Origin of the sequence: Brevundimonas sp. EAKA, assembly GCF_000698025.1 — a bacterium.
Taxonomy (GTDB): Bacteria; Pseudomonadota; Alphaproteobacteria; order Caulobacterales; family Caulobacteraceae; genus Brevundimonas; species Brevundimonas mediterranea_A.
This window is the reverse complement of the sequence record NZ_JMQR01000048.1, coordinates 1-22,909: the sequence shown is the minus strand read 5'-3', so window position 1 is coordinate 22,909 and position 22,909 is coordinate 1. Positions and strand designations below refer to the sequence as shown.

Genomic DNA, 22,909 nt, shown 5'->3' with positions numbered 1-22,909 from the left:
AGACGGCACAGCGCGATCCACAAAGGCCGCGAACTGCACAGACGCCAGAAGCAACACTGTGCCCAGCCCGACCTTCGACGACGCAGCGAGCGCCGACTGGCCGGGCCGCAGGACCGCCCCCGAGGCAAAACTCATATGTAATACAGACCCTTTTCACCTCAGGGGGTCTGCAATAGGCGCTGCAGGCGTCTTCCGATAGTCCCGTTTTGAAACAGCCCGCAGTCCAGGCCTGGCGGTCGCGCAGGCTCCAGATGCGCGTTCCACAATGGGATCGCAGGGGTTTTCAGAATTCGTCAGGGGCAGGACGTCCGCGACGCCCTTACCCTTGGCGAACAGCCATCCACAACGCCCTGAGCGAGACCGGCGAGGTCTCGCTCAGGTCCTCGGCGATCAGGCCCGGTCCGAATCGGTCGGCGGCGTCGGCGTGGATCCACACGGCGGCGCAGGCGGCGTCGAAACTGTCCATGCGCTGGGCCATCAGACCGCCGATCATCCCGGACAGGACGTCGCCGGTTCCTGCTGTGGCCAGCCAGGGCGACCCGTTGCGATTGATGCGAAGACGACCGTCTGGGGCGGCGATGACGGTCTCGGCGCCCTTTAGCACCACGACGGCCTGGGCGCGCTCCGCCGCCTCGGCTGCGGCGGCCACTCGCCCCCTGTGAAGCAGACCCGGGAAGAGGCGTTCGAACTCACCCTCGTGCGGGGTGAGAACATCATCGCGGTCCAGCAGGGCGAACAGTTCGGCGCTGCGCCCCTTGAACACCGACAGGCCGTCGGCGTCGATCACCAGGGCGGCGCCGCTGGACGCCAGGGCCTGGATATTGGCCACGGTCGCCTCGTCCAGACCCGCCGCCGGGCCCACCACGACCGCGTCCATCTCCTCGACCTCGCGCGCCAGGGCCTCGGCCGAGGCGAAGGGAGTCAGCATGACGGCCTCGATCGCCGGGGCGATCACAGCGACCGCGTCGGGGGGGCAGTAGATACGCACCACCCCGGCCCCGATCCGCAGTCCGGCCCGCGCCGCCAGCCGCGCCGCCCCGGTCTGGTGCGCCCGACCCGAGACGACCCCAAGGCGCCCCCGCGCATGCTTGTGCGTTTCCGCGCCCGGCCACGGAAGAAAATTGCGCCAGATCGCCGGGTCGTTGGTTTCTATCATCCGGGCTCCGAATATCCGTGACTTTTCTGCGAAAACCGCTTGCTTTGAACGGCCTTGATGTGTCCCATTCCCGCCCGAGCGCCGCTGCATTCCGCACGCCGCTCAGGGGTCGCCATGAAGAAGATTGAAGCCATCATCAAGCCTTTCAAGCTGGATGACGTCAAAGAGGCGCTCCAGGACGTCGGCGTGCAAGGCATGACTGTGTTGGAGGCCAAGGGATATGGCCGCCAGAAGGGTCATTCGGAGCTGTATCGCGGCGCCGAATACGTCATCGACTTCCTGCCCAAGATCAAGATCGAGGTGGTCGTCGCCGACGATCTCGCCCCTGCGGTCGTCGAGGCCATTCAGACCTCGGCCCGCACCGGCAAGATCGGCGACGGCAAGATTTTCGTGTCCGACGTCGCCGAGGTGATCCGTATCCGCACCGGCGAGACCGGGGCCCAGGCCGTCTGAGTTCGCGTACCCCTCCTCCGGCGGCCGGCGCGTCCATGCGCTGATCGATCGGTTCCTCCCCAACGACCAAGAAAACAGGACTTCCGAGAATGAGCGCCAGCAAGATCCTCAAGGAGATCAAGGAGAAGGACGTCAAATACGTCGACGTTCGCTTCACCGACACCCGCGGCAAGCTGCAGCATGTCACCTTCGACATCGACCTGGTCGATGAGGACTTCCTGAACGAAGGCACGATGTTCGACGGCTCGTCCATCGCCGGCTGGAAGGCCATCAACGAGTCCGACATGCTGCTGAAGCCGGACCTGACCACGGCCTATATCGACCCGTTCTACCAGCAGACCACGATGTTCCTGTTCTGCGACGTGCTGAACCCGGACACCGGCGAACCCTACAACCGCGACAGCCGCTCGATGGCCAAGAAGGCCCTGTCCTATGTCCAGTCCTCGGGCGTGGGCGACATGGTCTATTTCGGCCCGGAAGCCGAGTTCTTCATCTTCGACGACGTGCGCTGGTCGACCCAGCCGCACAACACCTCCTATTCGTATGATTCGACCGAGCTGCCGGCCAACACCGGCGCCGAATACACCGAGGGCAACATGGGCCACCGCCCTGGACCCAAGGGCGGCTATTTCCCGGTCAACCCGGTCGACTCCGGCCAGGACCTGCGCGGCGAAATGCTGGGCGTCATGCGCGACCTGGGCCTCCAGCCCGAGAAGCACCACCACGAGGTGGCCCCGGCCCAGCACGAACTGGGTCTGAAATTCTCGGACCTGCTGACCATGGCCGACCGGCTGCAGCTCTATAAGTACGTGATCCACAACGTCGCCGCCGCCTACGGCAAGTCGGCGACCTTCATGGCCAAGCCGATGTTCGCCGACAACGGCTCGGGCATGCACGTCCACATGTCGATCTGGAAGGACGGCAAGCCCCAGTTCGCCGGCGACAAATACGCCGGCCTGTCGCAGGAATGCCTGTGGTACATCGGCGGCATCATCAAGCACGCCAAGGCCATCAACGCCTTCGCCAACTCGACCACCAACAGCTACAAGCGTCTGGTCCCTGGCTACGAAGCCCCGGTGAAACTGGCCTATTCGGCCCGCAACCGTTCGGCCTCGATCCGTATCCCGCACGTCTCGTCGCCGAAGGCCAAGCGTCTGGAAGCCCGCTTCCCCGACCCGATGGGCAACCCCTATCTGACCTTCGTCGCCCTGCTGATGGCGGGTCTGGACGGGATCGAGAACCGCATCGATCCGGGCGCGCCCGCCGACAAGAACCTGTACGACCTGCCGCCGGAAGAGCGCGGCTCGATCCCCGAGGTCTCCGGCTCGCTGCGCGAAGCCCTCGAGAACCTCGACAAGGACCGCGCCTTCCTCAAGAAGGGCGGCGTCATGGATGACGACTTCATCGACAGCTATATCGAGCTGAAGATGGAAGAGGTGATGCGCCTGCAACTGCACCCGCACCCCGTCGAATTCGACATGTACTACAGCTGCTGATCCCTTCAGCAGTCTGACTTCAGGAAAGCCCCGGACGGTCCGCCGTCCGGGGCTTTTCTTTTCCGTGCGTCACGCGGCCGGCCCAGACGCGGCCGGCTTACACGCCGCCGGCGCCCATGCCATAAGGCCGCATCGGCGGCATACGAGGCTCGAAATGGTCAAGCGTCTCAAGGGGTCTGTTCCCGCGCGTCCCAAGGGCGCCCCGGTCCGCGCGGCCGAAACCGAACTGGTCTGCTATGTGCGCGAGGGCTGGGCCCCGCGTGTGGCGCCGGCCTCGCCCAGGCGCGACTGGATGACCGAAACGCCCGACAGTTTCGCCTATCGCTGCCTGCCCCTCGCCATCGCCAACACCCACGGCTGGGAGATGCTCAGCCCCTGCGGCTTCAAGGCCCGCTGGCATGGCGGCGTCGACGCCAGCTCGGTCGAGATCGTGCTTGATCCCGGCTCGGACCCGAAGCGGGGTCCGGTCTCCCTGTTCGGCAGCGGGACCCTGACCTTCCACGTCGACGGCATCATGCGCACCTCGGAAGGCTGGAACCTGTGGGTCGGCGGCCCGCCCAACGCCATGAAGGACGGCATCGCCCCGATGGGCGGGGTGATCGAGACGGACTGGTCGCCCTACACCTTCACCATGAACTGGCGCTTCACCCGCCCCGACGTCTGGATCCGGTTCGAGGAAAACGAGCCCTTCTGCTTCTTCTTCCCCACCCCGCGCGGCGTGCTGGACAGGCTGAAGCCGGAGTTGCGGCCGATGGAGGACCAGCCCGAGATGCTGCAGACCTTCGACGCCTGGCGAGCCTCGCGGCTGGCCTTCCAGGAGTGGGTCAAGAAGACCAAGCCCACGGCCCCCGCCGATCAATGGCAGAAACTCTACTATCGCGGACTGCATCCGGAGGGCCATGCCGGGCCGGCCGACCATGAGTCCAAGCTCAGACTGTCGCCCTTCCGCCAGACCGGCTCACGACGGGTCTGCCCCGTCGATCACGCGGACGGCAAGAAGCGGGGCTAGAGCGACGGGGCTCAGGCCGAGGCCAGCCCGTCCTCGTCATCCGCCTTCCTGCGGCGCAGTTCGATCAGCCGCACGCACCAGATCGAGACCTCGTAGAGGATGACCAGGGGCACGGCGAGCATCAGCTGGCTGATGGGGTCCGGCGGCGTCACCACGGCGGCGACCACCACCACGGCGACGATCGCATAGCGCCGCCCGGCCGCCATGGCCTTGGAACTGATCATGCCGGCGAGACCCAGCAGGGTCGTCACGACCGGCAGCTGGAAGCACAGGCCAAAAGCGAGCAGCAGCGAGGTCACCAGGCTCAGATAGTCCGAGATTTTCGTTGTCTGGGCCACGGAAATCCCGTCGCTGACCACCTGCTGACCCAGCGAGAACAGCATGACGAAGGGCAGCATGACATAATAGACCAACGCCCCGCCCAGGCAGAACATCACCGGCGCCGCGATCAGGAACGGCAGGAAGGCGCCCCGCTCGTTTCGGTACAGGCCCGGCGCGACGAACCGGTACATCTGCCAGGCGATGACCGGGAAGGTCAGGACCGCCGCGCCGAAGGCCGCGATCTTCATCTTGGTGAACAGCTGCTCCAGCGGCGCGGTGGCGATCAGTTGCACCACGGCGGCGCTGCCGGGCGGATAGGGGCGCAGACCGGTCATGGTCGCGATCAGCTCCAGCGGGTTGGCGTGTCCGCCGGACGCCAGGGCCGCCGCATGAATGGCCGCCGCCGCCTGATAGGGTTTGATCAGGGCGATCTGGATCTGGTTGGCGAAGGCGAAACACAGGATGAAGCCCAGGCCGAAGGCGATCACGCAGATCAGCAACCGGCTGCGGAGCTCGATCAGGTGGTCCATCAGCGGCGCGCGCGACGCCTCGATCTCGGCCTCGTCACGATCGGAAAAAGTCAAAGCTCGACGGCCTTCTTGCGCGGGGTCCGGGGCTTGGCGGGCGTCTTGGTCGCGGGGATCGTGGCCGTGGACGCGGCCTTCGGCTTCGCCTTCGGTCGCGGCTTGGGCTTAGTCTCGGCCGTTGCCGATACGGCGGACTTGGCGGCGGTCTTCGCCGTCGCGCGCTTCGTCTTGGACTCAATCGTCGGCGTCGGCTCAACGAGCGGCGGGGCATCGGGCCATTCGTCGGCTGCGGGCGTCATGATCGGCGCCTCGGCGGTCGGCGCCGGCAGGGCGGCCGGCGCGCCCGGCCCGGTCAGGCCGGCGTTGATGTCCTTGAAGGCCGCATCGGCGTCTGCGCCCAGGGGATACATGGCCCCCTGCCCGCTCCGCAGCGCCTCGACCTCCTTGCGCAGGTCGTCCAGTTCGGACTGACGCGCCATCTCGTCGAAACTTGAGCGGAATTCGTTGGCCATGGCGCGCGCCTTGGCGACCATCTGGCCGACGCGACGCATCAGAACAGGCAAATCCTTTGGCCCCACCACAAGCAGGGCCACCAGGCCGATCACCACTAATTCGAAGCCCCCGATACCGGGGCCGAGCCCGCCCATGCGTCAGCCCTTACAGACGACGACTAGCGCTTCAGCTCTTCCTTTTCCGCCTCAGTGCGGGGCAGCGAGCTGACGCCGTCGTGCGGACCATCCTTCTTGTCGTCGTCCTTCAGGCCGTCCTTGAAGGCGCGGATGCCCTTGGCGGCGTCGCCCATGATGCCGGACAGCTTGCCGCGTCCACCGAACAGGACGGCGACGACGACAATGACGATGGCCCAGTGCCAGATGCTCATGGAGCCCATGGCTCGTTCTCCTCACGCGGACCGATCATCGATCCCGTCACTTATCTTCAGCGCATATAGGCGCAGTGATGGCCCCGCGCCAAGGGAGGCTGTAGGTCTTCGCGACCATGAGTCCCACCGATCACGTCATCATCCACACCGACGGCGCCTGCAAGGGCAATCCCGGCCCCGGCGGCTGGGGCGCCCTGCTCCAGACCGGGGGCGGCCACGAAAAGGAATTGTGGGGCGGCGAGCCCAACACGACCAACAACCGCATGGAGCTGATGGCCGCCATCATGGCGCTGGAGGCGCTGAAACGGCCGTGCAGGGTCGAGCTTCACACCGACAGCAAATACGTCATGCAGGGCATCACCGAATGGATGCGCGGCTGGAAGGCGCGCGGCTGGCTGACCGCCGACAAGAAGCCGGTCAAGAACGCCGACCTGTGGCAGCGTCTGGACGCCGCCCGGCTGAAGCACGACGTCAGATGGCGCTGGGTCAAGGGCCACGCCGGGCACGAACTGAACGAACGCGCCGACCAGCTGGCGAATCGCGGGGTCGCCGACCTCAGGCGCGTCTAGACCGCCTCGACTTCCTTCTCTGGCTCGACGATGCGGCGTCGGATGCGCGCTCCGCTCATCACCGCGCCGAACAGGGCTGCGACGGCGGCCAGCTCGAAGCCGTGACGCACGCCCGAGACCGGGGCCGCCGACAGCAGGAAGGCCACCACGACCGCCCCCATCGACTGGCCCAGCACCCGCGCCGTGCCCAGGGCGCCGCCCGCCGCCCCGGCCCGCTCACGCGGAGCCTCCGACAGCAGGGCGCGGTTGTTGGGCGACTGGAAGAAGCCGAACCCGGCCCCGCACAGGGCCATGCGCCAGATGATGTCGAACCGCGACGAATCCCCGTCGAGGAAGCTCAGCGCCATCAGACCGCAGGCGAACAGGCTCAAGCCGACGGCGCCCAGTATCCCGGCCGAGTACCGGTCCGACAGCCACCCGGCCAGCGGTGCGGCGAACATGGTCGCCAGCGGCCAGGGCGTCATCAACAGCCCGGTCTCCACCGCGCTCAGCCCCAGCGAGCCCTGCAGGAAGAACGGCAAGGAGATGAAGGCCATCATCTGGGCGGTGAAGGAGATGATGGAGGTGGCGACCGACAGGGCGAACATCGGCCGCGCCAGCAGGTCCAGCGGGATCAGCGGCGTCTTGCTGGGCCTCTCATGCCGCACCAGCAGCACCCCGGCCGCCAGCCCGAGCCCCGTCAGGCCGAAGCCCAGGATCGAAGCCTCGCCGTGGGCCAGGGCCTGCATCCCCGTGATGACGAGGCCGAAGGCCGCCGCGCTCAGCGCCGCCCCGGTCAGGTTCAGCCTGCGCTTCTGCAACGGGTTGTGCGGCAGGGTGAAGCCCGCCATCGACACCGCCAGAACCCCCAGCGGAATGTTCAGGGCGAACAGCCAGCGCCATTCGCCGAGGCTCAGCACGGCGCTGGCGATGGTCGGGCCGGCGGCGGCGGCCATGGAGACGATCACCGCGTTGATCCCGACCGCCCGGCCCAGCATCCGCTGCGGATAGGTGAAGCGCACCAGGGCGCCGTTGACGCTCATGATCCCCGCCGCCCCGAACCCCTGCAGCACCCGGGCCAGGCTCAGGGTCAGGATCGAATCGGACAGGGCGCAGGCCAGGGAGGCCAGGGTGAAAACCGCCAGCCCCACCTGCGACACCCGACGATAGCCGACGATCTCGCCCAGCGACGCCAGCGGCAGAAGCGCGACCACGATGGCGATCTGATAGGCGTTGACGATCCAGATGGACGCGGCCTCCGACGCCTGGAGATCCCGGGCGATGGACGGCAGGGCGACATTGGCGATGGCGCCGTCCAGGACGGCGAGGGTGATGCCCAGGCCGATGGAGACGATGGCCCAGTAGCGCCTCGGAACCGGCAGTCCATCCTGGGCCGGGACGACGGAGGCGATACGGCTGTCTGACATCAGCGTCGAACGTCGTCCCACGGCAAAGGTTGCGCGGGACGGCTCAGGTCGCGGCGCGCACCGTCAGCAGCGAGCCGCTGACCCCGTGCACCACGACATCCTGCCCGACCTCGGGCTGCCCCGTTTCGGGCGCGGCCCCGTCGATGACGGCCGACCATTCGGCGCCAGAGACGAACACCCGGCCTCGACCGCCGACGAAGGCCTCCACCACCCGGGCGCGCTGGTCGATCAGACGACTGTTCCGGTCGTTGATGTCGACCCCGTCCGGATTGGCCTTCTGGATCAGGCGTCGCGACAACAGGGTGGCGATGACCGTCAGCACGGCGAAGACCGCCACTTAGCCGGGCAGGCCCAACCGCACCCCGACCGCCGTCATGACCGCCACCAGCCCGGCCGAAACCGCCGGCCACAACAGCCATTCGGTCGAGAACATCGACTCGACGGCCAGCAACAACACCCCGACGGCCAGCCAGATCCAGAACGGCTGGGCGGCGTACAGATCGGCGACGACGGTCATGACCTGGGCTCCCGGATCAGGCGGTGGGCGGAACGGAGGGACGACGCGGCGGGGCGGCGGGCTTGACCGGGGTCGCCTGTTGCTGCTGCCCCTTGGCCAGGTTCACCATCTCGCCGATACCGGCGATGGTGCCGACCAGGGCCCCCATTTCGGCGGGCACGATGACGGTCCGCTGTTGCGGGCTGCGGGCCAGTTCGGCGAAGGCCTCGACATATTTCTGCGCCACGAAATAGTTGATGGCGTTGACGTCGCCCCGGGCGATGGCTTCCGACACCATGGTGGTGGCGCGGGCCTCGGCCTCGGCTTCGCGTTCGCGCGCCTCGGCGTCGCGGAAGGCGGCCTCCTTGCGGCCTTCGGATTCCAGGATGGCCGCCTGTTTGGCGCCCTCGGCGCGGGTGATGGCGGCCTGTTTCTCGCCGTCCGCCTCGGTGACCACGGCGCGGCGTTCGCGCTCGGCCTTCATCTGGCGGGCCATGGCGTTGGTGACGTCGGTCGGCGGGGTCAGGTCCTTGATCTCGATCCGGTTGACCTTGACGCCCCAGGGCTCGGTCGCCGCGTCGATGACGTGCAGCAGGCGGGTGTTGATGCTGTCGCGCTGGCTCAGCACCTCGTCCAGCTCCATGGAGCCGACCACGGTCCGCAGATTGGTCATGCACAGTTGCGAAATGGCGTAGGGCAGATCATCGACCCGATAGGCGGCGCGGGCGGCGTCCATCACCTGGATGAAGACGATGCCGTCCACCCGGACCATGGCGTTGTCCTTGGTGATGACCTCCTGGGTCGGCACATCAAGAACCTGCTCCATCATGTTCATCCGCTTGCCGACCCGTTCCACGAACGGGGTCAGGAAGCCGATGCCGGGGCTCAGGGTCTTGGTGTATTTGCCGAACCGTTCGACCGTGAATTCACGACCTTGCGGCACGATCTTGATGACGCTGAACAGGAGCGCGATCGCGAGCAGCAGCAGAACGCCGGCGAAGATGGTGAGAACGTCCATGTGTATCCTCCGTATGCGAGGAGGTTACGCGCGGGACGCGAGCCGCGCCACCGAAACCGGACGACCTTCGTCCGATTTTCAACCGGTCTGCCGAGCGTAGGTTGCAAGCCGTTCCGCCACATCTGCTTCCAGATCGCCGTAGAACAGGTTGTAAGGCCGCGCTTTTCTCCGGTCGGCCCAGTTGCCGGTCTCCCGGAAGGATTCAAGATCGGGCCAGGTGTGGCGCAGCAGACCTTCGCGGCACTGGGTCGCGACCTCGCGCGCCATCAGCGCCGGACGCGCCGCCCATTCCAGCCCCGTCGCATTGGTGGCGCCCCGGTGCAGGCGCGCGGGAACGGGCTCTTCGCCCGTGCCCCCCGTCACCGGGTTCACACAGACCGCCGGCCGCCCCGCCAGATCGACCAGATGCCCCCGCGCATCCCAGACGGTCGCCCGCCGCAGTCGCCGACGGGCGGCCGAGTCGTCGCGGTCGCCGACCTGCGACCAGGCGATCACGCAATGGATCTGGCGCCGATCGGCGCAGGCCGGAATGGAGTCCGGCAGATTCTCGGCGGCGATGATCGTGTCCATCAGATAGGCCGCCACCACACGGTCCCGGACCGCCGCATCCGGCGCGATCCGTTCGCGGATCAGCCGGTCCAGCAGATCGGCGCCCTGCTCCACCCCCGCCAGGACGATGGGGCCCTTGGGATGACGCGCCAGCCAGGCGTCGAAGGCCGCCAGGACGTCCCCATAGGCGAAGGCCCGGGCCTCGCGCGCATCGTCACGCAGGGTCAGGCGTGTATAAAGGCTGGCCTGCCGATAGCGCGGCGCGCTGACCGCGCCCGCCCGTGCGAAGGGACCAGCGTAGTTGGGCAGGACCACCCGGTACAGATAGGCGTCGGCCTTGGGGTCGCCGATGGCCCCGTTCCAGTCGCGCCCGCCGTTGAAGGTGGTCGAATGAACGAAGAAGACGTTGGCCCCGCCCGCCCCCGGCGCCCGCGCGTCCAGCAGAGCCCAGGCGCGCGGATCGGCGTAATCGGGCGCCGGCGGGGGCTTGTAGGTCTGGAACGGCACCTGGGGATCCAGACCGGCGCGCAGAATGTCCCCGCGCCACACCGCGACGGCGGCGGTCAGCAGGAACACCAGGACGAACCCGATGTAGCCCATCCACTGCCGGGTCGTCAGGCCTCTCATCTGTACTGATCTGGCTGGGCCAGGAAGTTCTGGACGTAGCGACGCACGCCCTCTTCCAAAGGCGTGGACTGGCCCTCGAACCCGGCGGCGCGGATCCGGTCCATCCGGGCCTGGGTGAAATACTGGTACCGGTCGCGGATCGCCTCGGGCATGTCGACATACTCGATCGACGGCGCCTTGCCGGCCGCGGCGAAGGTGGCCTTGGCCAGATCGTCGAACGACCGCGCCTGGCCGGACCCGGCGTTGAAGATCCCCGAGACCTCCGGCGACTGCAGAAGGAATTCGATGATATCGACCACATCGTCCACATAGACGAAGTCGCGCAACTGGCCGCCGTCGGCATAGTTGGGATTGTGCGACCGGAACAGGCTGACGGTCTCGCCCGCCGCGACCTTGGGCCAGATCTGGGCCACGACCGACTTCATCCCGCCCTTGTGCCCCTCGTTCGGCCCATAGACGTTGAAGAACTTCAGCCCCGCCCACTGGGGCGGCGCCTGGCCGCGATCCGACTGGCGCACCGCATACTGGTCGAACAGCATTTTCGAATAGCCATAGGCGTTTAGCGGCCTCAGCTTCGATAGCGACTCCGCATCATCGTCGTCCTTGAACCCCGTCTCGCCGTCGCCGTAGGTCGCCGCCGACGAGGCGTAGATCATCCGGGCGTCCCGGATCGCGCACCAGTCCCACAGGTCGCGCGACAGGGTGAAGTTGGTGCGCAGGATCAGGTCCGCATCCGGCTCGGTCGTGGACGAAATGGCGCCCATGTGCACCACCGCCTCGATCCGCTCCGCATGACGCTCCAGCTGTTCGAACAGTTCTTCCGGCGCCCAGAAGTCGGCGATGGAATGTTTGGCCAGGTTCTTCCACTTGGCCAGGTCGGCGGTCTCCAGCCGGTCGCAGACCACCACGTCATAGGCCGTCTCGGCCGTCAGCCGCGCCACGATATTGGAGCCGATGAAGCCGGCCCCGCCCGTCACAACAATCATTCTGGGCGTCATTGCGTGCTTCCCGTCATCTTTTCGATCGTCCGGGTCGTCGAATACCCATCCTTGAATTCCGCCAGACGGACCACGCCGCCCCAGCTCTCCACCAGGTCGCCGCCCACCACGCCCTCGCGGGTATAGTCCGAGCCCTTGATCAGCACGTCGGGCCGCAGCCGCTCGATCAGGGCGATGGGGGTGGGATCGTCGAAACTGGTCACCCGATCCACGCTGCTCAGGCCGCCGATCACGACGGCGCGGCTGTCCAGGTCATTGACCGGCCGCCCCTCGCCCTTCAGCCGCCTGACCGAGGCGTCGGTGTTCAGCGCCACCACCAGCCGGTCGCACCACGACCGCGCCTGGGCCAGATAGGCGACATGGCCCCGGTGCAGGATGTCGAAACAGCCGTTGGTGAAGCCGACCTTCAGACCCTGCCGCCGCCAGGCCTCGACCTCGGTCGCCAGTTCGTCCAGCGGCGTCACCTTGGCCTGGGCCGCGACGGCGTGCTGGCTCAGCTCCGCCTCGATCAGCTCGGCGGGCGTGACCACGGCCGTCCCGGCCTTTCCGACCACCACGCCCGAAGCCAGGATGGCGAACTGCACCGCCGTCTCCAGCGAGGCCCCGGCGCCCAGGGCCAGGCCCAGCGAAGCCAGCACCGTGTCCCCGGCCCCGGACACGTCGAACACTTCGCGGGCCCGGCCGGGAAAATGCCGCACCGGCCCGTCGCGCCGCGCCAGGCTCATGCCCTTGCCGGCGCGGGTGACGATGATGGCCTTCGCCGTCGTCGCCGCCAGCAGGGCCGCCAGCGCCGCCTCGACCTCGGCGTCGGTCTCGACCGGCAGGCCCGTGGCCCCGGCCAGTTCCGACGCGTTCGGCTTGATGACGTCCACCGCACCATAGCGGGCGAAATCCCGCCCCTTGGGATCGACAATGACCGGCGCGCCGGTCTCGCGCGCGGCTTTCAGGGCCGAGGCGATCAGGGCGTCGCCGACCACGCCTTTGGCGTAGTCAGATAGAAGAATGGCGGAGACGTCGGAAAACGCGTCACTTTCATCTAGAGGTGCAGCAGCCGCCTCCTCGTCCAGGCGAAGCAGCTGCTGCCCCGCGGCCACGAACCGCGTCTTGACGATGGTTGCGGCGCCGGCCGGCCCGGCGATGAAGTCGACGACCCGGTCCTCTGCGGCGATCAGGTCGCGCAATTCCGCTCCGGCCGCATCCTCGCCCGTCACGGCGCCCAGATGCGCCACCCCGCCCAGGGCCGCGACATTGCGCGCCACATTGCCCACGCCGCCGGGCATGGCGGTCGTGCGGCGGGTGCGCAGCACCGGGATCGGCGCCTCGGGCGAGATACGGTTGACCTCGCCATAGACGTAGCGGTCCAGCATCAGGTCGCCGACGCAGGCCGTCTTCAGGCCGCGCACGCGCTCCAGCAGCTTCTGCAGGGCGCCCAGATCGAGGGTGTCAGACATGCGCCCGACCTAGAGGATTCAGGCCGCCTGCGCCACCGGCGCCTTGGCCCCGATCTTGATGGCCAGGTCGTCGAAGGCGATCAGCTGCGCGGCCAGGGCCTCGAACTGGTCCAGAGGCACCATGTTCGGGCCGTCCGACGGGGCGTTGTCGGGGTCCGGGTGGGTCTCCATGAAGACCGCATCCACGCCGACCGAGACGGCGGCGCGGGCCAGAACCGGCACGAACTCGCGCTGACCGCCCGATGACGTGCCCTGCCCGCCCGGCTGCTGCACGCTGTGGGTCGCGTCGAACACGACCGGGCAGCCGATCTCGCGCAGCACCGGCAGGGCGCGCATATCACTGACCAGGGTGTTGTAGCCGAAGCTGGCGCCACGCTCGCAGGCCATGACGTTCGGATTGCCGGCCCCGACCACCTTGGCGATGACGTTCTTCATGTCCCAGGGGGCCAGGAACTGACCCTTCTTGATATTGATCGCCTTGCCGGTCGCGGCGGCGGCCAGCAACAGGTCGGTCTGGCGGCTCAGGAAGGCCGGGATCTGCAGCACGTCGACCACCTCGCCCACCGGGCCGCACTGGGCCTCGGAGTGGACGTCGGTCAGGGTCGGCAGGCCGACGGTTTCGCGGATCTCGGCGAAGATCGGCATGGCGTCCTTCAGGCCGATGCCGCGGGCGGCGCTGGCGCTGGTGCGGTTCGCCTTGTCGAAACTGGTCTTGTAGATGATGCCGACGTTCAGCCGCTCGCCGATTTCCTTCAGCGCATGGGCCGTTTCCAGCGCGTGCTGACGGCTCTCCATCTGGCAGGGACCGGCGATGAAGGCGATTCGTGCGCCGCCGCCGATGACGACAGGCGTCCGAAGACCTTCGGACAACGTAATGACGGCGTTGGGTCGGCTCACGAGGCGGCTCTTTCGAAGTTCGGGCGTTATGGGGGCGGCGTTTGCCGCAGCTATGAGGCCATCAGGTGGCGCTCGTTTTGTGTGAGCGCAAGTTATCATGGAGTTCGCCTGCGTGGCCACCAAGCCTGTCGTCCTCTGGTTTCGCCGCGACCTGCGCCTGAACGACAATCCCGCCCTGTATCACGCCGTCGCCACCGGCCGTCCGATCCTGCCGGTCTTCATCCTGGACCGCGACCCGGACCGTCCGGCGGGCGCGGCCTCGCTGTGGTGGCTGGACAAGTCCCTGCGCGCCCTGGACGATTCGCTTAGGGAACGCGGTTCGCGGCTGATCCTGCGGCGCGGCGATTCGCTGACCCAACTTCAGAGCCTGATCGAGGACACCGGGGCCGACGCCCTGTTTATGAATCGGCTGTTCGAACCCGCCGCCTTCGCCCGCGACGCCGAGATCGCCCATGAGCTGAAGTCGGCCGGCGTCGACTGCCGGGGCTTCAACGGATCCCTGCTGGCCCGACCGGGCGCCGTGCTGAACGGATCGGACGCGCCCTACAAGGTCTTCACCCCCTTCATGAAGGCCCTGCTGGCGACAGCCGAGCCGCCGCCGCCCACGACCGCCCCGCGCCGCATCGCCACGCCCGACGCGGTCCAGACAGAATCGATCGACGACTGGCGCCTGCATCCGACCCGCTCCGACTGGTCCAAGGGTTTCGACTGGACGCCAGGCGAGGCCGGCGCCGACGCCGCCCTGTCCGATTTCCTCGCACGGGGCCTCAAGACCTACGCCAAGGGCCGCGACCATCCCGCCCTTCCGACCACCAGCCGCCTCTCCCCCCACCTGCACTGGGGCGAGATCAGTCCCTGGCGTGCGGCCCAGCGGGCGCGAGGCGCGGCGGACGCGGGCGCGGTCCCGGCGGGCGAGGCGGACAAGTTCGTCGCGGAACTGGGCTGGCGCGACTTCTCGGCCCATCTGCTCCACCATTTCCCCACCATCACCGACCGGGCCTTCCGCCCGGAATACGAATCCATGCCCTGGCGCGGCGATCCCGAGGGTCTGGAGGCCTGGAAGCGCGGCCGCACCGGCTATCCGCTGGTGGACGCCGGCATGCGTCAACTGTGGACGACCGGCTGGATGCACAACCGGGTGCGGATGGTCGTCGCCTCCTTCCTGGTCAAACATCTGCTGATCGACTGGCGCGAGGGCGAGGCCTGGTTCTGGGACACTCTGGTCGACGCCGACCTGGCCAGCAATGTGCAGAACTGGCAGTGGGTCGCCGGTTCGGGCGCCGACGCCGCCCCCTATTTCCGCATCTTCAACCCCATCACCCAGGGCGAGAAGTTCGACGCGACGGGCGGCTATGTCCGCCGCTGGGTCCCCGAACTGCGCCGCCTGCCCGATCGCTGGCTCCCGTCGCCCTGGACCGCGCCGCCCGAAGTGCTGCGCGACGCCGGCGTGCGACTTGGCAAACACTATCCCCACCCCATCTTGGATCATGCCCAGGCCCGCGCCCGCGCCCTCGACGCCCTGAAGACCGTCACTGGACGAGACGAACAGGCCGGCCATGACTGACGACGTCCAAAGAGGGTCCCGCATGAGTGTCGCCACCGTCGATATCGAGGCCGCCGCCGCCCGCACCCCGCGCATGTTCGCCATGCTGCTGCGTCTGCTGGCGTCGAACTGGACCTTCGGCCGCCTGACCGTCCACCTGCCCAATGGCGAGACCCATGTGCTGGACGGCGCCCGCCCCGGCCCCAGCGCCGTGCTCGACGTCAAGGACTACGGCTTCGCCCGCCGCGTCCTGGCCGCCGGCGACATCGGCTTCGCGGAAGCCTATATGGCCGGCGAATGGGACAGCCCCCATCTGGCCGCCCTGCTGGAGACCCTGGTCGAGAACTACGACCACATCCGCCGCCTGTTCGACGGCAATTGGCTGATGATGGCGGTCAACTGGCTGGCCCATCGGCGCAACCGCAACAGCAAGAGCGGATCGAAGAAGAACATCCACGCCCATTACGACCTGGGCAACGCCTTCTACCAGACCTGGCTCGACCCCTCGATGACCTATTCGTCGGCCCGATTCGAGCGGGCGGACGCCCCGCTGGACGCGGCGCAGAAGGCCAAATACGCCGCCCTGGCCCGGATGATGGACCTGAAGCCGGGCATGTCGGTGCTCGAGATCGGCTGCGGCTGGGGCGGTTTCGCCGAGTTCGCCGCCCGCGAGATCGGCGCCCAGGTCACGGGCGTGACCATTTCCAGGGAACAGCACGACTTCGCCCGTCAGCGTCTGTTCAACGCCGGTCTGTCGGACCGCGCGACGATCGACCTGATCGACTATCGCGACGTCCAGGGCCGGTTCGACCGCGTCGCCTCGATCGAGATGTTCGAGGCCGTGGGCATGGAATACTGGCCGACCTATTTCGAGAAGATCCACGACGTCCTGGACCCCGGCGGCCGGGCGGGTCTCCAGATCATCACCATCCAGGAGCCCCTGTTCGAGGAATATAACGCCCGCACCGACTTCATCCAGAAATACGTCTTCCCCGGCGGCATGCTGCCGTCGGAGGAGCGGCTGAAGCCGGTCGTAGCCGCCGCCGGCCTGAACTGGGGCCCGATCGAACGGTTCGGCCTGGACTATGCCGAGACGCTGAAGCTCTGGGACGACCGATTCCAGGCCGCCTGGGGCGACATCCGCCGCATCGCCGGCTTCGACGAGCGGTTCCGCCGGCTGTGGCGCTTCTATCTGGCCTATTGCGAGGCGGGCTTCCGGTCACGCCGGACCGATGTGGTGCAACTGGTGCTGGACCGCGCCTGACATTAGGCTGGGGGCATGACCCAGTCCTCGCCCCTGATCTCGACAGCCGACCTCGCGACCCTGATGGAGGATCCGACGCTGCGGATCGTCGATGGGTCCTGGCATCTGGACGGCCGCGACGCCCAGGCGGACTTCGACCAGGCCCGACTGCCGGGCGCCGTTTTCTTCGACCTCGAGGCGGTCTCGGACCACGGCTCGGACCTTCCGCACATGCTGCCGACCGCCGCCGCCTTCGCCGAGGCGGTCGGAGCCCTCGGCATCGCCGCGACCGACACCATCGTCATCTATGACACGGTCGGCCTGCGCTCCGCCCCGCGCGTCTGGTGGACCTTCCGGCTGATGGGGGCGACGAACGTGCGGGTGCTGGACGGCGGCCTGCCGCTCTGGCGGGCCGAAGGGCGGCCTCTGGTCTCGGGTCCGGCGCAGACGCCCACGCCGGCGTCGTTCGCTGCGTCGCGGCGCAGCGATGCGGTCGCCGACCTGCCCACCGTCTTGGCGGCCCTGACCGGCGAGGCGCAGATTCTGGATGCGCGGCCGGCGGCCCGGTTCGCCGGTCAGGCGGCGGAACCCCGCGCCGGCCTCCGCTCCGGCCATATGCCGGGCGCGCTGAACCTGCCCGTCCTCTCCGTGATCGGCGAGGACGGACGACTTCTGGAGCCCGAGGCCCTGCGCGCCCGGTTCAACGACGCCGGGGTGACCTTCGACCGGCCGATCATCACCAGCTGCGGCTCGGGCGTCACCGCCGCGATCCTCACCCTGGCCCTGGCCACGCTCGACGCGCCGTCGAGTCTCTACGACGGCTCATGGGCCGAATGGGGGTCTCGGACCGACACCCCCGTCGTCCTCGACTGACTCAGCCCGCCGTTCCGTGCTTCAGGCCGCGTCGGGCGGCTCCCGGAAGATCTTCGGACGCCGTCGGATCGACCGGCTCAACCGGATCGTCCTTCTCGCCGCGCGAGACCACCGTGGCCAGAACCAGATCGCCGGTGACGTTCAGCGTGGTCCGGCACATGTCCAGGAAGCGGTCGACCCCCAGGATCAGGCCGATCCCTTCCGGCGGCACCTTCACCATGACCAGGATCATGGCCACCACCGGCAGCGAACCCGCCGGCACCCCGGCCGTGCCGATCCCGCCCAGGATACAGACCAGCATGACGATGACCTGCTGGGTCAGGCTCAGTTCGACGTTGAAGAACTGGGCCAGGAACAGCACCGTCACCCCCTCGAACAGGGCCGTGCCGTTCTGGTTGGCGGTGGCCCCGACCGTCAGGACGAAACGGGCGATCTTCCTGGGCAGTTTCAGCTCCTGCTCGGCCGCCTTCAGCGACACCGGCAGCGAGGCGTTGGACGAGGCGGTGGAGAAGGCCACCACCATCGGCTCGCGCACCGCCCTGAAGAAGGCGATCGGCGAACGCCCGCCCAGCAGCCAGATGACCAGCGGATAGACCACGAACATGTGGATCGCCATGGCCCCGACGGCGACGCCCACGAAGGCGGCCAGACGCACCAGCAGGTCCCAGCCGAACAGGGCCGCCAGGTTGAACATCAGGCAGGCGATGGCGAAGGGCGCCAGTTTGATGAAGAGGTTGATCAGCTTCATCGTCACTTCCAGCAGCCCCTCGATCACCTCTTGCAGGCGGTCGGTTGCAGGGCTCTTGGCCATGACCAGGCCGATGCCGAAGAACAGGGCGAAGACCATCAGGGGCAGGATCTGGTTCTCCGCCGCCGCCGTGACCGCGTTGGACGGCACCAGTCCCAGGAAGAAGTCGCCCAGTTGAATGGTCTCCGGCGCGTTCTGGACAATGCCGGCGGCGCCGTCGCGTCCCTGTTCCAGCAACTGCTGCGCCATGGCGGGATCGACGCCCCGGCCGGGCTGCAACAGATTGACCATGACCAGGCCGATCACCACCGCGATGCCCGAAACCAGTATGGTCAGCAGCAGGGTCTTGATCCCCGCCCGTCCCAGCGAATTCAGGTCGCCCATCTCGGCCACCCCGATCACCAGGGCCGAGAACAGCAGCGGGATGACCATCATGAACAGCAGGCGCAGGAAGATCTGCCCCGCCGGTCCTGTGATGTTGTCGGTGACCCAGACCACCCAGGCCGTATCGGCGCCCAGCGCCAGATTGACCCACAGCCCCCCGCCCAGGCCGACGGTGAAGCCGATCAGCATCAGCCAGTGGAGGGCTATGCCCCCAGGTTTCGTCTCGGTCATCCATCCCCCAGGAAAAGACTCAAGCTGCGGCGCTTAACGGATCGGCAATCCATAGATCAAGCCGGCCGGCCGCGCGTTCCACTGTGCGTTCAATCCGCGCGCCAGGTCGAGCGGCGATTGCGAACCCAGGTTCCGGTCGAAGATCTGGCCGTAATTTCCGACCGACAGTATGGCGTCCTTCGCCCAGTCGTCGGACAGGCCCAGCAGGGCGCCGTATTCGCCCTCAGACCCCAGCAAACGCTTGATGCGCGGGTCGTTCGACGTCTTCGACAGGGCTTCGGCGTTCTCCTGCGTGACCCCGAATTCCTCGGCCAGGACGACGGCGTTCAGGGTCCATCGCACCACGTCGGCCCAGCGCTCGTCCCCGGCCCTGACGACGGGCCCCAGCGGCTCCTTAGACACCACGTCTGACAATATCGTGTGCGCCTGAGAATCCGCCAGAACCGTGCGGGCGGCGGCCAGGGCCGATATGTCGGCGCTCAAGGCGTCGCAGTCTTCCCGGCCATAGGCGTCCCGCGCCGCCTCCTCGCTGGGCAGAACCACCGGGCGATAGGCGATGCCGCGCGAGCGGAAGAAGTCGTCGGCGTTGGCCTGGGCTGTCGATCCCGCCTGGACGCAGATCCGGGCGCCGTTCAGTTCCGTGGCGCTGGCCAGGCTCAGAGACCGCCGCACCAGGAAGCCCTGGCCGTCGTAATAGTTGATTCCCGCGAAGACGAAGCCCTCGCCGGCGTCCCGGCTCATGGTCCAGGACGAATTGCGCCACAACACGTCCACTCGGCCTTCCTTCAGCGCCGCGAACCGGTCGGACGCAGACAGGGGCACGAACCGAACCGCGTTCCCGTCGCCGAAGATGGCCGCCGCCATGGCGCGACAGAAGTCGGCGTCGAACCCGCGCCACTGACCGCGGTTGTCGGTATAGGCGAAGCCGACCAGCCCCTGATGCACGCCGCAGTTCAGCCGCCCGCGTCGCTTGACCGCGATCAGGGTCGGGCTGTCGGGGCGATCCGTGGCCACGCTGGGCGTCGGCAGGGTCTGCGAGGCGGTTTCCGGCGTCGGGTCGGGATTCCCGCGTCCGCAGGCCGCCGTCAGCAGGGCCGCCGCCATAACTCCGATCGTCAAGACCCGCATCGCGTTTCGCATCCTCCGCCGCTTGCGCCCCGCTGACTTTAGAGGCCTTTAGGCCCTGATCCGCAACCCATCGGAGAGGCCATGTCGCCGCATTCGGACCGCACCCGTCTGATCTCGTCCGCCACCCGGCGGGGCCAGGGACGCCGCCCGGTCAACCCACCCATCGAACGCGCCTCGACCATGCTCAGCGACCGGGCGGAGACCATGCGGGACGACGCCGATGGTCCGACCTACGGCCTGGACGGCGGCTCGGCCGCGCGCCAGCTGCGCGCCGCCCTGGCCGATCTCGAAGGCGCGGCCGACGCCTTCATCGTCCCGTCCGGCCTCGCCGCCGTGACCGTGCCCCTGCTGGCCCTGACCCGGCCGGGCGACGAGGTGATCACGAGCGACGCGATCTATGGCCCGTCCCGCCGGTTCCTGGCCCGCTACCAGGCCGCGCGCGGGGTCACGACCCGCTTCCTGCCCGCCGATACGGATGCGGCGGGCCTGATCGCCGCCCTCGGCGACCGCACCCGTCTGGTCCTGATGGAATCGCCCGCCTCCCTGACCTTCGAGATGATCGATGTGGCCGCCGTGGCGTCCGCCTGTCGCAACCGCGGCGTCCTGACCGTGATCGACAACACCTGGGGCGCAGGCCTGGCCTTCAAGCCCCTGGCCTACGGCGTCGATGTCAGCATCCAGGCCCTGACCAAATATGTCTCCGGCCATTCCGACGTCCTGATGGGCGGGATCGCCGCCAGCGTCCCCGCCTGCCTGCGCGCCGTCGCCGACACGATCGAGGATCTGGGCTGGCACGTCTCGCCCGACGACGCCTGGCTGGCCCTGCGCGGCCTGCGCACCCTGCCGCTGCGCTATGGCGAACAGGGGCGGTCGGGCCTGATCGTCGCCGAGTGGCTGCAGGCCCGGCCCGAGGTGGCCCGCGTCCTCTATCCGCCCCTGCCCGGCGCGGTCGGCCATGACCTGTGGACGCGGGACTTCACCGGCGCCGCCTCCCTGATGGGCGTGGTGCTGAAGGGCGGACACACGGCCGCAGCCTGCGCCTTCCTCGACGCCCTTTCCCTGTTCGGCATGGGCTATTCCTGGGGCGGGTTCGAAAGCCTGATCACTCACGAAACCCACCAGATGGCCTATCGGGATCATCCGCCGATCCTGGAGGGCGAGCTGATCCGCCTTCACATCGGGCTGGAAGACCCCGCCGACCTGATCGCCGACCTCGAACACGGCTTCGCCGCCTTCCGCGCGGCGCTCACCCTTCCTTAAGCGGCCGGGGCGACAGTCGCCCCGTGCACGCCTCGCCCGTCCAGATCGATGATTCGGACGCCCCGCCCGCCTGGGAACAGTGGGCGGCGGGCTTCGTCGTCTTCATGCTGACCGGCGCCCTGATCGCCCCGGTCATCGCCCCGGACCAGGGCGAGACCCCGATCCTTCGCCTGATCTGGCTGCCCGTCTACGCCGTCACCGCCGGCCTGATCGTGTTTCGCTTCGAAAAAATCATCCGCGCCTGGCCCGCCTGGCTGATGGTCGGCGGCCTGGTCGGCCTGGCCTATGTCTCGCAGTACTGGTCCATCGATCCCGGCGTCACCGACCGGCGCGTCATCGCCCTGGCGATCAACAGCGCCTTCGCCGTCTATCTGGGCGCGGTCTTCCGGGACGCGGCCCTGCCCCGCGTCCTGATGCACACCTGTCTGGTCATGGCGGTCGGCAGCCTGATCATGGTCTTCGCCTTTCCCCGCATCGGGGTTCACCAGTACGACAACGCCGGTCTGTGGCGCGGCCTCTGGTACGAGAAGAACCAGATGGGCCTGGTCATGGTGGTCGGCGCGGTCTCGGCCGCCGCCAGCCTGGCCGCCGACCATCTGGCCGGAAACGGGCGCAAGCCCTGGGTCGCCCTGCTGACCTTCGCCCTGACCACGCTTCTGGTCGTGGCCACCCAGTCCAAGACCTCGCTGCTGTGCTGGATGCTGGGCGTCGGCATGGTCGGCGGCTGGTGGACGCTGAAACAGGGCGGCGCGGCCGTGACCGTCGCGGCCGTCTGGCTGGGCGTGGTGATCGCCGCCGTCGGGACCTGGTTCTGGAACACCGATTCCGCCGCCATTCTCGAAGCCCTGGGCAAGGACCCGTCCCTGACCGGCCGGACCCTGATCTGGGAGGCTCTGATGCGCAAGGTCGCCGAACGCCCCTGGACCGGTTACGGCTTCAGCGCCTTCTGGGGCGTCGATTCCATTCCCGCCAGCGAGATCCGGCTGGAGACCCAGTGGCCCGTCCCCTCGGCCCACAACGGCTGGATCGACCTGCTGGTCCAGTTGGGCTGGCCCGGCGCAGTCGCCGTCGGAACCCTGATGGCCGTGTCCGCCGTCATGATCCTGGCCCGTCTGAACGGCCTGGGCGCGCGGGAGGGGTTCTGGAGCCTCGGCTATCTGACGGTCTTCTTCGCCCTCAGCCTGTCCGAGAGCGTCCTGCTGACCCACGCCAACCTGCCCTGGGTGCTGATGCTGGCGATTCTGGCCCGCGCCGTGACCTTCGATCCGGTTCCGGTGCGACCGCCGCTTGCTCGACCGGCGACACGCGCCTACCAGAACCGGCTCCGAATCGCCTCAGACTATGTGAATGGCCGACGACCTCTTCGCTTTTGACGACACGCCCGAGGCGCCCAAGCCCGAGGCGCCCAAACCTGCTGCGGCGACGCCGCCCCAGGCTGCGCCCGCCCCTGCGCCAAAACCGGTCCCGACGCCTGTCGCCCCGGCCCCGACCGCAGGCGCCCAGAACGCCTATTCCGCCTCCTCCATCGAGGTTCTGGAAGGGCTCGAGCCCGTTCGCAAACGCCCCGGCATGTATATCGGCGGCACCGACGAACGCGCCCTGCACCTCCTGTTCGCCGAAGTCCTCGACAATGCGATGGACGAGGT

Annotated in this window: 23 protein-coding genes and 1 pseudogene; 10 read left to right on the top strand and 14 right to left on the bottom strand. The window is 68.1% G+C overall.

Translation table 11 applies throughout. From position 1 onward, the window contains the following. Positions 1-319: 319 nt before the first annotated feature. Positions 320-1,156 carry an NAD(P)H-hydrate dehydratase gene (locus tag ER13_RS08845; RefSeq protein WP_008263982.1) on the bottom strand — a complete coding sequence of 279 codons (837 nt, stop codon included), beginning with the start codon at positions 1,154-1,156 and terminating at the stop codon, positions 320-322. 114 nt (positions 1,157-1,270) lie between these two features. Between ER13_RS08845 and ER13_RS08840 the strand changes: the two genes are divergently transcribed. From ER13_RS08840 to ER13_RS08830, 3 genes are all read left to right on the top strand, one after another. Beyond that, positions 1,271-1,609: a P-II family nitrogen regulator gene (locus ER13_RS08840; RefSeq protein WP_008261682.1), complete on the top strand. Its 339-nt coding sequence runs from the start codon at positions 1,271-1,273 to the stop codon at positions 1,607-1,609. Between the two features lie 89 nt (positions 1,610-1,698). Then, positions 1,699-3,105: a type I glutamate--ammonia ligase gene (gene glnA / locus ER13_RS08835; protein WP_008258959.1), complete on the top strand. Its 1,407-nt coding sequence runs from the start codon at positions 1,699-1,701 to the stop codon at positions 3,103-3,105. A gap of 154 nt (positions 3,106-3,259) precedes the next feature. Continuing rightward, positions 3,260-4,114 carry a DUF6065 family protein gene (locus ER13_RS08830; protein ID WP_035308514.1) on the top strand — a complete coding sequence of 285 codons (855 nt, stop codon included), beginning with the start codon at positions 3,260-3,262 and terminating at the stop codon, positions 4,112-4,114. An 11-nt stretch (positions 4,115-4,125) separates the two neighbouring features. On the opposite strand, the gene tatC is transcribed toward ER13_RS08830, so the two are convergent. Genes tatC through ER13_RS08815 form a run of 3 tightly spaced genes read right to left on the bottom strand, consistent with a single transcriptional unit; the run spans position 4,126 to position 5,851 of the window. Further along, positions 4,126-5,019 carry a twin-arginine translocase subunit TatC gene (tatC, locus tag ER13_RS08825; protein WP_008258703.1) on the bottom strand — a complete coding sequence of 298 codons (894 nt, stop codon included), beginning with the start codon at positions 5,017-5,019 and terminating at the stop codon, positions 4,126-4,128. Further along, the gene (gene tatB, locus ER13_RS08820; protein WP_035308512.1) at positions 5,016-5,609 is read right to left on the bottom strand and encodes a Sec-independent protein translocase protein TatB; all 594 of its coding nucleotides are present in this window, start codon (positions 5,607-5,609) and stop codon (positions 5,016-5,018) included. The genes tatC and tatB overlap by 4 nt, the downstream gene beginning before the upstream one ends. Positions 5,610-5,632: 23 nt before the next feature. Next, positions 5,633-5,851: a twin-arginine translocase TatA/TatE family subunit gene (locus ER13_RS08815; protein ID WP_035308509.1), complete on the bottom strand. Its 219-nt coding sequence runs from the start codon at positions 5,849-5,851 to the stop codon at positions 5,633-5,635. 107 nt (positions 5,852-5,958) lie between these two features. Here ER13_RS08815 and rnhA point away from each other — a divergent pair, with 107 nt between their 5' ends. Next, complete coding sequence (gene rnhA, locus ER13_RS08810) at positions 5,959-6,411, top strand: ribonuclease HI (protein WP_035308508.1); 453 nt, start codon at positions 5,959-5,961, stop codon at positions 6,409-6,411. On the opposite strand, the gene ER13_RS08805 is transcribed toward rnhA, so the two are convergent. The 8 genes from ER13_RS08805 to kdsA all read right to left on the bottom strand — a co-directional run bounded on the left by ER13_RS08805 (position 6,408) and on the right by kdsA (position 13,883). Next, positions 6,408-7,817 carry an MFS transporter gene (locus ER13_RS08805; RefSeq protein WP_035308506.1) on the bottom strand — a complete coding sequence of 470 codons (1,410 nt, stop codon included), beginning with the start codon at positions 7,815-7,817 and terminating at the stop codon, positions 6,408-6,410. The two genes, rnhA and ER13_RS08805, sit on opposite strands and share 4 nt — an antisense overlap. Positions 7,818-7,860: 43 nt before the next feature. Further along, the gene (locus ER13_RS19015) at positions 7,861-8,154 is read right to left on the bottom strand and encodes an NfeD family protein (protein WP_231492514.1); all 294 of its coding nucleotides are present in this window, start codon (positions 8,152-8,154) and stop codon (positions 7,861-7,863) included. Next, a complete protein-coding gene (locus ER13_RS19010) occupies positions 8,155-8,334 on the bottom strand; it encodes an NfeD family protein (RefSeq protein WP_231492513.1) in 180 nt (59 codons plus the stop codon). It lies immediately after the preceding gene. 16 nt (positions 8,335-8,350) lie between these two features. Then, a complete protein-coding gene (locus tag ER13_RS08795; protein ID WP_035308504.1) occupies positions 8,351-9,331 on the bottom strand; it encodes an SPFH domain-containing protein in 981 nt (326 codons plus the stop codon). 78 nt (positions 9,332-9,409) lie between these two features. Continuing rightward, positions 9,410-10,507 (bottom strand): DUF3089 domain-containing protein, encoded by a 1,098-nt coding sequence (locus ER13_RS08790; RefSeq protein WP_035308502.1) that lies wholly within the window; start codon positions 10,505-10,507, stop codon positions 9,410-9,412. Then, complete coding sequence (gene rfaD / locus ER13_RS08785; protein WP_081836186.1) at positions 10,504-11,493, bottom strand: ADP-glyceromanno-heptose 6-epimerase; 990 nt, start codon at positions 11,491-11,493, stop codon at positions 10,504-10,506. Before rfaD ends, ER13_RS08790 begins: the two co-directional genes overlap by 4 nt. An 8-nt stretch (positions 11,494-11,501) precedes the next feature. After that, positions 11,502-12,956: a D-glycero-beta-D-manno-heptose 1-phosphate adenylyltransferase gene (gene rfaE2 / locus ER13_RS08780; protein ID WP_035308499.1), complete on the bottom strand. Its 1,455-nt coding sequence runs from the start codon at positions 12,954-12,956 to the stop codon at positions 11,502-11,504. A gap of 18 nt (positions 12,957-12,974) precedes the next feature. Next, positions 12,975-13,883: a 3-deoxy-8-phosphooctulonate synthase gene (kdsA, locus tag ER13_RS08775; RefSeq protein WP_196066408.1), complete on the bottom strand. Its 909-nt coding sequence runs from the start codon at positions 13,881-13,883 to the stop codon at positions 12,975-12,977. Between the two features lie 67 nt (positions 13,884-13,950). On the opposite strand from kdsA, the gene ER13_RS08770 reads away from it, so the two are divergent. Genes ER13_RS08770 through sseA form a run of 3 tightly spaced genes read left to right on the top strand, consistent with a single transcriptional unit; the run spans position 13,951 to position 17,512 of the window. Further along, a complete protein-coding gene (locus ER13_RS08770) occupies positions 13,951-15,417 on the top strand; it encodes a deoxyribodipyrimidine photo-lyase (RefSeq protein ID WP_035308497.1) in 1,467 nt (488 codons plus the stop codon). 22 nt (positions 15,418-15,439) lie between these two features. After that, positions 15,440-16,660 carry a cyclopropane-fatty-acyl-phospholipid synthase family protein gene (locus ER13_RS08765; RefSeq protein ID WP_035308494.1) on the top strand — a complete coding sequence of 407 codons (1,221 nt, stop codon included), beginning with the start codon at positions 15,440-15,442 and terminating at the stop codon, positions 16,658-16,660. A 15-nt stretch (positions 16,661-16,675) separates the two neighbouring features. Next, a complete protein-coding gene (gene sseA, locus ER13_RS08760) occupies positions 16,676-17,512 on the top strand; it encodes a 3-mercaptopyruvate sulfurtransferase (RefSeq protein WP_035308492.1) in 837 nt (278 codons plus the stop codon). Between the two features lies 1 nt (position 17,513). Here sseA and ER13_RS08755 read toward each other — a convergent pair whose 3' ends face one another. Both ER13_RS08755 and ER13_RS08750 read right to left on the bottom strand, forming a co-directional pair. After that, positions 17,514-18,875, bottom strand: a complete 1,362-nt coding sequence (locus ER13_RS08755; protein ID WP_035308490.1) for a dicarboxylate/amino acid:cation symporter — start codon at positions 18,873-18,875, stop codon at positions 17,514-17,516. Between the two features lie 33 nt (positions 18,876-18,908). Further along, positions 18,909-19,994, bottom strand: a complete 1,086-nt coding sequence (locus ER13_RS08750) for an amino acid ABC transporter substrate-binding protein (RefSeq protein WP_231492512.1) — start codon at positions 19,992-19,994, stop codon at positions 18,909-18,911. A gap of 90 nt (positions 19,995-20,084) precedes the next feature. Here ER13_RS08750 and metC point away from each other — a divergent pair, with 90 nt between their 5' ends. From metC to ER13_RS08735, 3 genes and pseudogenes are all read left to right on the top strand, one after another. Next, the gene (gene metC / locus ER13_RS08745) at positions 20,085-21,263 is read left to right on the top strand and encodes a cystathionine beta-lyase (RefSeq protein ID WP_035308488.1); all 1,179 of its coding nucleotides are present in this window, start codon (positions 20,085-20,087) and stop codon (positions 21,261-21,263) included. A 23-nt stretch (positions 21,264-21,286) separates the two neighbouring features. Next, positions 21,287-22,636 carry an O-antigen ligase gene (locus ER13_RS08740; protein ID WP_035308486.1) on the top strand — a complete coding sequence of 450 codons (1,350 nt, stop codon included), beginning with the start codon at positions 21,287-21,289 and terminating at the stop codon, positions 22,634-22,636. After that, a pseudogene (locus ER13_RS08735) lies at positions 22,611-22,909 on the top strand (DNA topoisomerase IV subunit B); the annotation flags it as partial. The gene ER13_RS08740 and the pseudogene ER13_RS08735, both read left to right, overlap by 26 nt.

Bases quoted from the DNA above. Each gene is read 5' to 3' on its own strand.
- ER13_RS08795 (WP_035308504.1), bottom strand. From the start codon at position 9,331: ATGGACGTTCTCACCATCTTCGCCGGCGTTCTGCTGCTGCTCGCGATC.
- ER13_RS08755 (WP_035308490.1), bottom strand. From the start codon at position 18,875: ATGACCGAGACGAAACCTGGGGGCATAGCCCTCCACTGGCTGATGCTG.
- metC (WP_035308488.1), top strand. From the start codon at position 20,085: ATGTCGCCGCATTCGGACCGCACCCGTCTGATCTCGTCCGCCACCCGG.
- rnhA (WP_035308508.1), top strand. From the start codon at position 5,959: ATGAGTCCCACCGATCACGTCATCATCCACACCGACGGCGCCTGCAAG.
- rfaD (WP_081836186.1), bottom strand. From the start codon at position 11,493: ATGATTGTTGTGACGGGCGGGGCCGGCTTCATCGGCTCCAATATCGTG.
- rfaE2 (WP_035308499.1), bottom strand. From the start codon at position 12,956: ATGTCTGACACCCTCGATCTGGGCGCCCTGCAGAAGCTGCTGGAGCGC.
- ER13_RS08845 (WP_008263982.1), bottom strand. From the start codon at position 1,156: ATGATAGAAACCAACGACCCGGCGATCTGGCGCAATTTTCTTCCGTGG.
- tatB (WP_035308512.1), bottom strand. From the start codon at position 5,609: ATGGGCGGGCTCGGCCCCGGTATCGGGGGCTTCGAATTAGTGGTGATC.
- sseA (WP_035308492.1), top strand. From the start codon at position 16,676: ATGACCCAGTCCTCGCCCCTGATCTCGACAGCCGACCTCGCGACCCTG.
- ER13_RS08815 (WP_035308509.1), bottom strand. From the start codon at position 5,851: ATGGGCTCCATGAGCATCTGGCACTGGGCCATCGTCATTGTCGTCGTC.
- ER13_RS08770 (WP_035308497.1), top strand. From the start codon at position 13,951: ATGGAGTTCGCCTGCGTGGCCACCAAGCCTGTCGTCCTCTGGTTTCGC.
- ER13_RS08765 (WP_035308494.1), top strand. From the start codon at position 15,440: ATGAGTGTCGCCACCGTCGATATCGAGGCCGCCGCCGCCCGCACCCCG.
- ER13_RS08840 (WP_008261682.1), top strand. From the start codon at position 1,271: ATGAAGAAGATTGAAGCCATCATCAAGCCTTTCAAGCTGGATGACGTC.
- ER13_RS08830 (WP_035308514.1), top strand. From the start codon at position 3,260: ATGGTCAAGCGTCTCAAGGGGTCTGTTCCCGCGCGTCCCAAGGGCGCC.
- ER13_RS19010 (WP_231492513.1), bottom strand. From the start codon at position 8,334: ATGACCGTCGTCGCCGATCTGTACGCCGCCCAGCCGTTCTGGATCTGG.
- ER13_RS08790 (WP_035308502.1), bottom strand. From the start codon at position 10,507: ATGAGAGGCCTGACGACCCGGCAGTGGATGGGCTACATCGGGTTCGTC.
- ER13_RS08805 (WP_035308506.1), bottom strand. From the start codon at position 7,817: ATGTCAGACAGCCGTATCGCCTCCGTCGTCCCGGCCCAGGATGGACTG.
- glnA (WP_008258959.1), top strand. From the start codon at position 1,699: ATGAGCGCCAGCAAGATCCTCAAGGAGATCAAGGAGAAGGACGTCAAA.